The following is a 12,739-nucleotide window of genomic DNA, read 5'->3' as shown; positions in this document are numbered from 1 at the left end:
TCCAGGGATGACATGACCCAGCACCTCGCTGCCCCCGCCGCCCCCACCACCGGCACGCACACGGGCTGGTGGCGTGACGCGGTGATCTACCAGGTGTACCCGCGCAGCTTCGCCGACGGCAACGGCGACGGCATGGGGGATCTGGAAGGCATCCGCGGCCGGCTGCCGTATCTGCGGGACCTCGGCGTCGACGCCGTCTGGCTGAGCCCGTTCTACGCGTCCCCGCAGGCCGACGCCGGCTACGACGTGGCCGACTACCGCGCCATCGACCCCATGTTCGGCTCGCTGCTCGACGCCGACGCGCTGATCCGCGACGCCCACGAACTCGGCCTGCGCATCATCGTGGACCTCGTGCCCAACCACTCCTCCGACCGGCACGAGTGGTTCCAGCGCGCCCTGCGCGAGGGCCCCGGCTCGCCGCTGAGGGAGCGCTACCACTTCCGCCCCGGCAAGGGTGCAAGCGGCGAACTGCCCCCCAACGACTGGGAGTCCATCTTCGGCGGGCCCGCCTGGACGCGTGCCGCCGACGGCGAGTGGTACCTCCACCTGTTCGCGCCCGAGCAGCCCGACTTCAACTGGGAGCACCCCGCCGTCCGGGACGAGTTCCGCTCGATCCTGCGGTTCTGGCTCGACATGGGCGTCGACGGCTTCCGCGTCGACGTCGCCCACGGCCTCATCAAGGCCCCGGGCCTGCCCGACCTCGGCGAGCACGACCAGCTGAAGCTGCTCGGGAACGACGTCATGCCGTTCTTCGACCAGGACGGCGTCCACGACGTCTACCGCTCCTGGCGCAAGGTCCTCGAGGAGTACGGCGACGACCGCGTCCTCGTCGCGGAGGCCTGGACGCCCACCGTCGAGCGCACCGCCAACTACGTCCGTCCCGACGAGATGCACCAGGCCTTCAACTTCCAGTACCTCGGCACCCACTGGGACGCCGAGGAGCTGCGCAAGGTCATCGACGACTCGCTCGCCGCCATGCGCCCCGTGGGCGCGCCCACCACCTGGGTGCTCTCCAACCACGACGTCACCCGGCACGCCACCCGCTTCGCCAACCCGGCGGGCCTCGGCACCCAGCTCCGCGAGGCCGGCGACCGCGAGCTCGGCCTGCGCCGCGCCCGCGCCGCCACCCTGCTGATGCTGGCGCTGCCCGGCTCCGCGTACGTCTACCAGGGCGAGGAGCTCGGCCTGCCCGACGTCACGGACCTGCCCGACGAGGTCCGCCAGGACCCGTCGTTCTGGCGGGCCAGCGGCCAGGACGGCTTCCGCGACGGCTGCCGGGTGCCGATCCCGTGGACCGTCGAGGGCTCCTCGTACGGCTTCGGCGACGGCGGCAGCTGGCTGCCGCAGCCCGGCAACTGGGGCCCGCTGAGCGTCGAGGCGCAGACCGGCGACCCGGGTTCCACGCTCGAGCTGTACCGCACCGCGCTCGCCGTCCGCCGCGAACACGCCGGGCTCGGCGCCGGTGACGCGGTCGAGTGGGTGGACGCCCCCGAGGGCGTGCTCGCCTTCCGCCGCGACGGTTTCCTGTGCACCGCCAACACCACCGGCGCCACGGTCCGTATCCCGGTGCCCGGCCGGACCCTGCTCGCCAACGACACGGTGATGGTCGTGGACGACATGGCAGAGGTGCCCGCCGACACCACCGTCTGGTGGGCGGTGTGACCGTACCCCTGCCTCGGGGCGGCGACGGTTCCGCCGCCCCGAGGCTCGCCGACCTGGCCCTCCAGGCCAAGGTCAGCGAAGCCACGGTCAGCCGGGTGCTCAACGGCAAGGCCGGCGTCGCGGCCGGCACCCGGCACAAGGTGCTGGCCGCCCTCGACGTGCTCGGCTACGAGCGGCCGATGCGGCTGAGGCAGCGCAGCGCCGGGCTCGTCGGCCTGATCATCCCCGAGCTGACGAACCCGATCTTCCCGGCGTTCGCTCAGGTCATCGAGCAGGTGCTGGCGGGGCACGGCTACACGCCCGTGCTGTGCACCCAGATGCCGGGCGGTTCCACGGAGGACGAGCTCGTCGAGCAGCTCGAGGAGCGCGGTGTCACGGGCATGGTGTTCCTCTCCGGGCTGCACGCCGATACGACGGCCGACCCGTCCCGCTATCTCAAACTGGCGGGGCGGGGCGTGCCGTTCGTCCTCATCAACGGCTACAACGAGGCCGTCCAGGCGCCGTTCGTCTCGCCCGACGACCGGTCCGCGGCGCGCATGGCCGTACGGCACCTCGTCGACCTCGGCCACAAGCGCATCGGTCTGGCCATCGGGCCGACCCGCTACGTGCCCTCGCTGCGCAAGGCGGAGGGTTTCACCGAGGCGCTCGAATCGATGCTGGGTCTGTCGGCGGACGACGCCGGGAGCTTCATCCAGCGCACCCTCTTCTCCGTCGAGGGCGGCCAGGCCGCGGCCGGCCTGCTGCTCGACCAGGGGTGCACCGGGATCGTCTGCGGCAGCGACCTGATGGCGCTCGGCGCGATCAGGGCGGTGCGGGCACGCGGACTCGAGGTGCCCGGGGACGTGTCGGTGGTCGGCTTCGACGACTCGCCGCTCATCGCGTTCACCGACCCGCCGCTGACGACGGTGCGTCAGCCGGTGCAGGCGATGGCGACGGCGGCGGTGGACGCGCTGGTCGAGGAGATCGACGGAAACCCGGTGCAGAGGACGGAGTTCGTCTTCCAGCCGGAGCTCGTGGTGCGCGGCTCGACGGGTGCGCCGCGGCGCTGAGGTCCGGTTTGCGGCGATGCCCCGGGCCGCGCGGTTGTCGGGAAGCCCGGGGCCGGCCCCGGGTCGGGGCGCGGCGGGGTCCTTCGGCGGCCCCGGGCCTCCTGCTCTTGGGCCTCGGCCGGTGAGCCGGGCCGGCGATGCCGACGCCGTTGACCCGGCGGCCTGTTGAGGCACTCCGGCGCTTCGGCGGTTTCCGGCCGGTGCGGTGACGGCCTGCCCCGGCCGGGCGCGTGGGGCCCGGCACTGACCGGGACCCCCGGCCGGGGCAGACCCCGTGGCAGCCGCCCGCTCGGGGCGACGGCCAACGGCCCCTGCCGGACCGGCCGCTGCGGGTGAGGGCCGGGCCGGAGTCGTGGTTGAACGTAACACCGCTGCAATGACTTGCGAAAGAGTTTGCGGTCACGAAACGGCCAGTTTTCAAGCACATTGCGGGAGTGTGCCCGGAGGGTTGACCACCGGCCGGGCTGGGCTTACGGTCTCGTCCGCAACGAGTTTCAGACTTCTTGCAGCAAGAAATCCCCAAGGCCTTGCGGGCACGGCGCGTTGCCGCACGAGGCTGACCCCTCGCATCCGCGCCTTCCTGTGAGCCCAGGAGGAATCATGGCCAGCAGAACCGTGGCCGCGGCCCTTGCCGTTGTGGCAGGAGCCGCCGCCGTCGTCACGGCCCCCACCCCCGTCCAGGCCGCGCCACCCGGCGGCAAGGACGTCACCGCCGTGATGTTCGAGTGGAAGTTCGACTCGATCGCCAAGGCGTGCACCGACAGCCTCGGCCCCGCCGGATACGGCTTCGTCCAGGTCTCCCCACCCCAGGAGCACATCCGGGGCAGCCAGTGGTGGACCTCCTACCAGCCCGTCAGCTACCGGATCGCCGGACGCCTCGGCGACCGCGCCGCGTTCGCGAACATGGTGGACACCTGCCACGCGGCCGGCGTCAAGGTCGTCGCGGACTCCGTCATCAACCACATGTCGGCCGGGTCGGGCACCGGCACCGGCGGGTCCTCGTACACCAAGTACGACTACCCCGGCGTGTACTCCGCGCCCGACATGGACAACTGCACCGCGGAGGTCAACAACTACCAGGACCGCGGGAACGTGCAGAACTGCGAACTCGTCGGGCTCGCGGACCTGGACACCGGCGAGGAGTACGTCCGGGGCAGGATCGCCGGATACCTCAACGACCTGCTGTCGCTCGGCGTCGACGGCTTCCGCATCGACGCCTCCAAGCACATGCCGGCCGACGACCTGACCGCCATCAAGTCCAGGCTGAGCAACCCGAACGTCCACTGGAAGCACGAGGCCATCCACGGCGCGGGTGAGGCGGTCTCGCCGAGCGAGTACCTCGGCAGCGGCGACGTCCAGGAATTCCGCTACGGACGCGGCCTCAAGCAGGTGTTCAACCACGAGAACCTCGCCTACCTGAAGAACTTCGGCGAGGGCTGGGGCTTCATGGAGTCCGGGAAGTCCGCCGTCTTCGTCACCAACCACGACACCGAGCGCGTCGGTGACACCCTCACCTACAAGGACGGCGCCGCCCACACCCTGGCGCACGTCTTCATGCTGGCCTGGCCGTACGGCTCGCCCGACGTCCACTCCGGCTACGAGTTCACCGACCACGACGCCGGCCCGCCGAACGGCGGGCAGGTGAACGCCTGCTACAGCGACGGCTGGAAGTGCCAGCACGCCTGGCGCGAGATCTCCTCCATGGTCGCCTTCCGCAACACCACGCGGGGCGCCGGTGTCACCGACTGGTGGGACAACGGCGGCGACGCGATCGCCTTCGGCCGCGGCGACAAGGGTTACGTGGCCATCAACCACGAGGGCTCCACGCTGACCCGCACCTTCCAGACGTCACTGCCGTCCGGCGCCTACTGCGACGTACAGAGCGGCAACGCCGTCACGGTGGACGGCTCCGGCCGGTTCACCGCGACGCTGGGCGCCGGCACCGCCGTCGCGCTGCACGCCGGTGCCCGTGACTGCGGCGGCGGCTCCACCGAGCCCGAACCGGTGAGCACGGGCGCGTCCTTCGCCGTCAACGCCACTACCGTCGTGGGCCAGAACATCTACGTCACCGGCAACCGCGCCGAGCTCGGCAACTGGAGCCCCGGCAGTGCCCTCAAGCTGGACCCGGCGAGCTACCCCGTGTGGAAGCTCGACGTGAACCTGCCCGCCGGCACGTCGTTCGAGTACAAGTACATCCGCAAGGACGGCTCCGGCAACGTCACCTGGGAGAGCGGCGCCAACCGCACCGCCACCGTGCCGTCGTCCGGCAAGGTCACGCTGAACGACACCTGGCGCGACTGACGCCACCCCCCGCGCTGCCCCGCGTCCCTCCCCGGGCGCGGGGCGGCGCACACCATTCACGTATTCGCACACCACGTACATCGCACACCATCCTCATCCAGCCCTCATCCAGGAGAGACCCGCCTTGATACGCCCCCGTATCCCGCTGCGCAGCGCAGTGGCCGCCGCCGTGGCGACGGCGACGGTCGCGGCGCTCGTGTCCGCCCTTCCGGCGGCAGCGGCGCCCAAACCGCCGAAACCGCCGTCGGACAGATCGCTGGCCGCCGAGCCCGCCCGTCACGACCTGACGCGTGAGCAGTTCTACTTCGTCCTGCCCGACCGCTTCGCCAACGGCGACCCGAAGAACGACCGCGGCGGACTGACCGGTTCGCGCCTCGCGACCGGCTACGACCCCACCGACAAGGGCTTCTACCAGGGCGGCGACCTCAAGGGGATCACCGAGAAGCTGGACTACATCAAGGGCCTCGGCACCACCGCCATCTGGATGGCGCCGATCTTCAAGAACCAGCCCGTGCAGGGCGAGGGCAAGGACGCCAGCGCCGGCTACCACGGCTACTGGATCACCGACTTCACCCAGGTCGACCCGCACTTCGGCACCAACGCCGACCTGGAGAAGCTGGTCGACAAGGCCCACGCCAAGGGCATGAAGGTCTTCTTCGACGTCATCACCAACCACACCGCCGACGTCGTGGACTACAAGGAGAAGTCGTACGACTACCTCTCCGAGGGCGCCTTCCCCTATCTGACCAAGGACGGCGAGCCGTTCGACGACACCGACTACGCGGACGGCTCGAAGCGCTTCCCGCGCGTCGGCACGGACTCCTTCCCGCGCACCCCCGTCGTGCCCGAGGACAAGAAGGACCTCAAGGTCCCGTCATGGCTCAACGACCCGACGATGTACCACAACCGCGGTGACTCGACCTTCGCCGGCGAGTCCTCGGAGAACGGCGACTTCGTCGGCCTGGACGACCTGTGGACCGAGCGTCCCGAGGTCGTCGAGGGCATGGCGAAGATCTACCAGCGCTGGGTCCGCGACTTCGGCATCGACGGCTTCCGCATCGACACGGTCAAGCACGTCAACACCGAGTTCTGGACCCAGTGGGCGACCGCGCTCGACGCGTACGCGGCGAAGCGCGGCCGTGACGACTTCTTCATGTTCGGCGAGGTGTACTCGGCCGACCCGGCCATCACCTCGAAGTACGTGACCGAGGGCCGCCTCGACGCCACCCTGGACTTCCCCTTCCAGGACGCCGCCCGCGCCTACGCCTCCCAGGGCGCCTCCGCCGAGAAGCTGGCGAACCTGTTCGCGCAGGACTACCGCTACACCACCGGCCGGGCCAACGCCTACGAGTCGGTGCCCTTCCTCGGCAACCACGACATGGGCCGCTTCGGCACGTTCCTCGCACAGGACAACCCGAATGCCGGCGACGCCGAACTGCTGGCGCGGTACAAGCTGGCCAACGAGCTGATGTTCCTCAGCCGCGGCAACCCCGTCGTCTACTACGGCGACGAGCAGGGCTACACCGGCGCCGGCGGCGACAAGGACGCCCGCCAGACGCTGTTCGCCTCGAAGACCGGGGACTACCTGGACGACGACCAGCTCGGCACCGACCGCACCCACGCGGCCGACGCCTACGACACCTCCCACCCGCTCTACCGCCAGATCGCCGCGCTGGCGAAGCTCACCAGGGCCCACCCGGCGCTGCGCGACGGCATCCAGGAGCAGCGCCACGCCGAGGGCTCGGTGTACGCCTTCTCCCGTACGGACCCGAAGACGCGCACCGAGTACGTCGTGGCCGTGAACAACGCGGCCGGGGCGAAGACGGTCAAGGTCCCCACCGGCTCCGCGGGCATGGACTTCGCGGCGCTCCACGGCGGTGACGCCACCGTCCGCAGCGGCGGTGACAAGAGCATCGAGGTCACCGTCCCTGCGCTGGGCGCCCTGGTGCTGAAGGCGGCCAAGCCGCTCGGCGCGCCCGGCGCGGAGCCCACCCTCACCCTGAAGGCCCCCGAGGCCGGCGCCACCGGCACCGTCGAGATCACGGCCGACACCGACGGCGGGCAGCTGAACCGCGTCGTGTTCGCCGCCCAGACCGGCAACGGCGACTGGCAGGTCCTCGGCTCCGCCGACCACGCCCCCTACAAGGTCACCCAGCGCGTCACCGCCCCGGCCGGAACCGCCCTGCGGTACAAGGCCGTCGTCGTCGACAGCGCGGGCCGCACCGCGAGCGCGACCGCCGCCACCACCAGCGGCGCACCGGCCGTGGAGCAGCCCCCGACCGCCACCCAGCGCGACTACGCGATCGTCCACTACAAGCGCGCGGACGGAGACTACGCCGACTGGGGCCTCTACACGTGGGGCGACATCGCCGAGGGCGAGGGCACCACCTGGCCCGCCGGCAAGCCGTTCAGCGGCCGCGACGCCTACGGCGCCTTCGCCCACGTCAAGCTCAAGCCCGGCGCCTCGTCGGTGGGCTTCATCGCCGTGAACAAGGACGGCGTCAAGGACACCGACGCCGACCGCGCGATCGACCTGTCGAAGACCGGCGAGGTCTGGATCGAGCAGGGCGACCCGGCGGTGCGCAACACGGCGCCCGAGGGCGCGTACCCGCCGCAGGACACCAGCAAGGTGGTAATCCACTACCAGCGCCCCGACGGTGACTACACCGGCTGGGGCCTGCACACCTGGACCGGCGCCGCGAACCCGACCGACTGGTCGAAGCCGCTGGAGCCGGTGCGCACCGACGCGTACGGCGCGGTCTTCGAGGTGCCGCTCGCGGCCGGAGCGACCTCGCTCAGCTACATCGTGCACAAGGGCGACCAGAAGGACCTGCCGTCCGACCGGTCGCTCGACCTCAAGGCGGCCGGCCACGAGGTGTGGCTGCTCGCGGGCCAGGAGAAGCACCTGCTGCCGCAGCCCAAGGGCGGCGGCGCGGCACTCGACCTCGCCAAGGCGGAGGCCGTCTGGATCGACGCGGACACCGTCGCCTGGAAGGGCAGCGACGCCGCCGCCTCCAGCGCCCTGCTGTACGCGCGCGACGGCTCCATCGCCGTCAAGGACGGCGCCCTCACCGGGGAGCGCCGGGTGCTGCGGCTCAACAGGACGGAGTTGACCGACGCGCAGAAGGCCGCGTACCCCCATCTGAAGGCGTACCCGGCCTGGTCCGTCGACCCGCGCGACCGTGACAGGGTGCGTGAGGCGCTGCGCGGGCAGCTCGTGGCCGCGCAGTACGCGGCCAACGGCGCCGCGGTGAGCGCCACCGGAGTGCAGATCGCCGGAGTCCTCGACGACCTGTACGCGGCGAAGGCCACCAGGGCCGACCTCGGCGCCACCTTCGACCGCAAGGGCGTGCCGACGCTGCGGCTGTGGGCGCCGACCGCCCAGCACGTGTCCCTGGAACTCGACGGGAAGCGTGTCGCCATGCGCCGCGACGACGCCAGCGGCGTCTGGTCGGTCAGGGGCAGGAAGAACTGGAAGGGCGACGCGTACCGGTACCACGTGAAGGTCTGGGCGCCCAGCGTCCAGAAGGTCGTCACCAACAAGGTCACCGACCCCTACTCGCTCGCCCTGACCACCGACTCGGAGCGGAGCCTCGTCGCCGACCTGTCCGACAGGTCGCTCATGCCGGCCGGCTGGTCGGCGCTGAAGAAGCCCGCCGCCGTGCCGCTGGGGGACGCCCAGATCCAGGAGCTGCACATCCGCGACTTCTCGATCGCGGACGCCACGGCCGACCACAAGGGCACCTACCTCGCCTTCGCCGACAAGGACAGCAGGGGCTCGCGGCACCTGCGCGAGCTGGCGGCCGCCGGCACCTCGTACGTGCATCTGCTGCCCGCCTTCGACATCGGCACCATCCCGGAGCGGAAGTCGGAGCAGCAGCAGCCGGAGTGCGACCTGAAGATCCTCGCGCCCGACTCGGCCGAGCAGCAGGCGTGCATCGCGAAGGCAGCCGCGAAGGACGCGTTCAACTGGGGCTACGACCCGCTGCACTACACCGTGCCGGAGGGCTCGTACTCCACCGATCCGGACGGCACCCGACGCACCGTCGAGTTCCGGCAGATGGTCAAGTCGCTGAACGAGGACGGACTGCGCACCGTCATGGACGTGGTCTACAACCACACCGTGGCCGCCGGCCAGTCGGACAAGTCCGTGCTCGACAAGGTCGTGCCCGGCTACTACCAGCGGCTGCTGGCCGACGGCAGCGTCGCCACCTCCACCTGCTGCGCCAACACCGCGCCGGAGAACGCGATGATGGGGAAGCTCGTCGTCGACTCGGTCGTGACCTGGGCGCGTGACTACAAGGTCGACGGCTTCCGCTTCGACCTGATGGGCCACCACCCGAAGGAGAACATCCTCGCGGTGCGCGCCGCGCTCGACGAGCTCACGCTCGAGCGGGACGGCGTGGACGGCAAGAAGATCATTCTCTACGGCGAGGGCTGGAACTTCGGTGAGGTCGCCGACGACGCCCGCTTCGTCCAGGCCACCCAGAAGCACATGGCGGGCACCGGCATCGCCACCTTCTCCGACCGGGCGCGTGACGCCGTCCGCGGCGGCGGCCCGTTCGACGAGGACCCGGGCGTGCAGGGCTTCGGCTCCGGCCTGTTCACCGACCCCAACCCCGCGGCCTCCAAGGAGGCCAACGGCACCGAGGCCGAGCAGAAGGCACGGCTGCTGCACTACCAGGACCTGATCAAGGTCGGGCTGTCCGGCAACCTCGCCTCCTACTCCTTCACCGACACGGCCGGCCGGACCGTCAAGGGCTCCGAGGTCGACTACAACGGCGCACCGGCCGGCTACGCCGCCGTACCCGGTGACGCTCTCGCCTACTCGGACGCCCACGACAACGAATCGCTGTACGACGCCCTCGCGTTCAAGCTCCCGGCCGCCACCTCCCCGGCCGACCGGGCAAGGATGCAGGTGCTGTCGATGGCCGTCTCCGCGCTGTCGCAGGGCCCGGCGCTCTCCCAGGCCGGGTCGGACCTGCTGCGCTCCAAGTCCCTGGACCGCAACTCGTACGACAGCGGCGACTGGTTCAACGCGATCCACTGGGACTGCCGCGACGGCAACGGCTTCGGCCGCGGACTGCCGCCGGAGGCCGACAACAAGCCCAAGTGGGGCTTCGCGAAGCCGCTGCTCACCGCGCCCACACTGACCGTGGGCTGCGCGGAGATCAACGGCACGTCCGCCGCCTACCGCGACCTGCTGAGGATCCGCACCGGGGAGCCGGCCTTCGGCCTGTCCACCGCGGAGCAGGTCCAGTCGGCACTGTCCTTCCCGCTGTCGGGCAAGGACGAGACGCCCGGAGTGATCACGATGCGCCTGGACGACCTGGTCGTGGTGTTCAACGCCACGCCGGAGCGGCAGACGCAGCGGATCGAGGCGCTCGCCGGCCAGGGCTACGCCCTCCACCCGGTCCAGCGCGCCGGCGCGGACGAGGTCGTCAAGTCGTCCGAGTACGAGAGGAGTTCGGGCAGCTTCACGGTTCCCGCCCGTACGGTCGCCGTGTTCGAGCGCGGCTGACCGCCGCGTTCGTCACCTGAGGTTCCCCGCCCCCTCACCCGTGTCGCTGTTGGGCCGAACGGGTGAGGGGAGCGAGGATGGACCCATGAGTAGGTACGAGAGGTACGACGTCACCGACGAGCAGTGGGAGGGCCTGGCCCAGGTGGTTCCGCTGCGCGGCCGCAACGAGTGGCCGTCGCGGGTCGACCACGTCACGGTCCCACGGGAGTACGAGGCCGCCGAGCACCGCCGCTTCATCGTCCTGCGGGTACAGGTCTTCGCCGACGCCCGCGAGGTCGCCGAGTACCTCATCGCCGGGATGCCGGTGCTGCTCGACCTCACCGGCGCCGACACCGATGTCGCCAAACGCATCCTGGACTTCAGCAGCGGCGTCGTCTTCGGACTCGGCTGCGGGATGCACCGGGTCGACCGGAACGTCTTCCTGCTGGCGCCGGTCGGCACGGAGGTCGAGGGGATCGCGGCCGCCGCCGTCCCTCATTCGTAGGAAGCTGCCCAAGGCGGAACGGTTCCGCGTGTTCACTGCTGCGTACCGTCCCGCTCATGGACGCGAACACGCTGGTCATGGACCGGGACGCATCGACTTGCAGCGACACTCCGGCCGGGGGCGCAGCAGCGGGGCGGGGGAGCGACGCCCTCGCCGCGGACACATCGCCGGTCCGGGGGAATGACCCCCTGGCCACGGGCACCTCGCCCAGGGGCGGCAGGGACCGGCCCGCCGTCACCGAACTGCGGCTCTCCGCCTTCAGGTCGCACCGCTCCGCCGTCTTCCCGATCGGCCCCATGACCCTGCTCGCCGGAGCGAGCGGCAGCGGCAAGTCGAACGCCCTGCAGGCGTACGAGGCCCTGGCGCTGCTGGGCTCCGGTTGCGATCTGGCCACCGCCTTCCCCCAGCCGCTCGAGTGCGTCCCGGAACGGGCGGTGGCCGACCGGCAGGGGCGGCGCGGCTTCCGGATCGGCTGCACCGTCGACGGGCCGGCCGGCCCCGTGCGCCTCGACGTCGCCGTACAGGCCGAGCCGCGGCTGCGGGTGGTCGGCGAACGGCTCACCTGCGGCGGCCGGACCCTGCTGACCACGGCGCTGCGCGACCCCTCCCGCTCCGTGCTCGAAGCCGCCTGGCACACCGCGGGCTCGGCGATCGTCACCCGCGGCCCGCTGCCCGACGACAGGCTCGGCACGGCGCTGCTGCCGCTGCGCGTCGCGGGCAGCACCGACGCCCAGTTACAGGTGCTCGCCGCGGCGGAACAGGTCGTGGTGGCGCTGCGGTCGGTCTTCGCCTGCGACCCCCGGCCGGAGCGGATGCGGGCGCCCGTGCCCGCCGGGCCGGGTCGGCTGCGCCGCGGCTGCGACAACCTCGCGGAGGTGCTGCACCGCACCCGCAGCGAATGCGCCAGGCGGCACGCCAGGCTCGCCGCGGCAGCCCGGACCGGGTGCGCGGGAGCCGTGGACGACCTGACCGTCGAGGAGTTGGCGAACGGCCGGGTACGCGCCCTGCTCGACCGGGGCGCCGCCGGTGGGGCGACGCCGCTCGGGCGGCTCGGCGAGGGCGAGCTCAGATATCTGGGGCTCGCCCTCGTGCTGCTCACCGGGCCGGGCGTGCTGGCCATGGACCAGGTCGCGGAGGTGCCGGTGGCGTACCAGTCGCTCACGGTGCTCGCCGACGGCTTCGACCGCTGCCTCGATCCGGAGCAGGCCCGCCAACTGGTGGCGCTCGGGGCGGAGATGTGCGCCCGGGGACACATCAGGCTGGTGGGGACGGTCACCGACGCGTCGTGCGCGCGGGGGATCGGCGGCGTGACGGTGGTAGACCTGGTGCCGTGACAAGAGATGACGGGCTGGATGTCGAGGGGTTGCAGCGCCGGCTGGCGTCGTTCGCGGCGGCGCGCGGCTGGGAGCCGTACCACACGCCGAAGAACCTGGCCGTGGCGCTGAGCGTGGAGGCGGCCGAACTGGTGGAGATCTTCCAGTGGTTGACGCCGGAGGAGTCCGCGCGGGTCATGGACGACGACGGGGACGCGCACCGGGTGCGGGACGAGGTCGCGGACGTGCTGGCCTATCTGCTCCAGTTCTGCGAGGTGCTCGGGATCGACCCCCTCCGGGCGCTGTCGGAGAAGATCGACCGGAACGAGATCCGATTCCCCGTGAAGTGAGCGCGTCGAGGCGGGCGTCTGAAGCGAGCGCCCGAAGTGAGAACCGGAGGCCGACGGAC

At 71.4% G+C, this 12,739-nt stretch carries 7 protein-coding genes; all 7 read left to right on the top strand.

Annotated features, from left to right (window positions below):
* Positions 1-12: 12 nt before the first annotated feature.
* Positions 13-1,662, top strand: a complete 1,650-nt coding sequence (locus ACWD01_RS20095; RefSeq protein ID WP_451163617.1) for a glycoside hydrolase family 13 protein — start codon at positions 13-15, stop codon at positions 1,660-1,662.
* Positions 1,650-2,711 (top strand): LacI family DNA-binding transcriptional regulator, encoded by a 1,062-nt coding sequence (locus tag ACWD01_RS20090; protein ID WP_451163615.1) that lies wholly within the window; start codon positions 1,650-1,652, stop codon positions 2,709-2,711. The genes ACWD01_RS20095 and ACWD01_RS20090 overlap by 13 nt, the downstream gene beginning before the upstream one ends.
* 600 nt (positions 2,712-3,311) lie before the next feature.
* Positions 3,312-5,012, top strand: a complete 1,701-nt coding sequence (locus ACWD01_RS20085; protein WP_451163613.1) for a carbohydrate-binding module family 20 domain-containing protein — start codon at positions 3,312-3,314, stop codon at positions 5,010-5,012.
* A gap of 124 nt (positions 5,013-5,136) precedes the next feature.
* Positions 5,137-10,533 (top strand): pullulanase-type alpha-1,6-glucosidase, encoded by a 5,397-nt coding sequence (gene pulA / locus ACWD01_RS20080; protein ID WP_451163611.1) that lies wholly within the window; start codon positions 5,137-5,139, stop codon positions 10,531-10,533.
* Positions 10,534-10,618: 85 nt separating this feature from the next.
* Positions 10,619-11,017 carry a cell division protein SepF gene (locus ACWD01_RS20075; protein ID WP_356894886.1) on the top strand — a complete coding sequence of 133 codons (399 nt, stop codon included), beginning with the start codon at positions 10,619-10,621 and terminating at the stop codon, positions 11,015-11,017.
* 77 nt (positions 11,018-11,094) lie between these two features.
* Positions 11,095-12,351, top strand: coding sequence for an AAA family ATPase (locus ACWD01_RS20070; RefSeq protein ID WP_451163699.1), 1,257 nt, complete (start codon positions 11,095-11,097; stop codon positions 12,349-12,351).
* Complete coding sequence (locus tag ACWD01_RS20065) at positions 12,348-12,680, top strand: nucleotide pyrophosphohydrolase (protein ID WP_451163608.1); 333 nt, start codon at positions 12,348-12,350, stop codon at positions 12,678-12,680. Before ACWD01_RS20070 ends, ACWD01_RS20065 begins: the two co-directional genes overlap by 4 nt.
* Positions 12,681-12,739 lie beyond the last annotated feature (59 nt).

It is taken from the genome of Streptomyces sp. NPDC002835, assembly GCF_053591995.1.
Note: the sequence above shows the minus strand (reverse complement) of the source record. Positions and strands in the feature narration are given on the sequence as shown.

Coding starts and splice junctions, on each gene's coding strand:
- ACWD01_RS20075 (WP_356894886.1), top strand. CDS start 10,619: ATGAGTAGGTACGAGAGGTACGACGTCACCGACGAGCAGTGGGAGGGC.
- ACWD01_RS20095 (WP_451163617.1), top strand. CDS start 13: ATGACCCAGCACCTCGCTGCCCCCGCCGCCCCCACCACCGGCACGCAC.
- ACWD01_RS20070 (WP_451163699.1), top strand. CDS start 11,095: ATGGACCGGGACGCATCGACTTGCAGCGACACTCCGGCCGGGGGCGCA.
- ACWD01_RS20085 (WP_451163613.1), top strand. CDS start 3,312: ATGGCCAGCAGAACCGTGGCCGCGGCCCTTGCCGTTGTGGCAGGAGCC.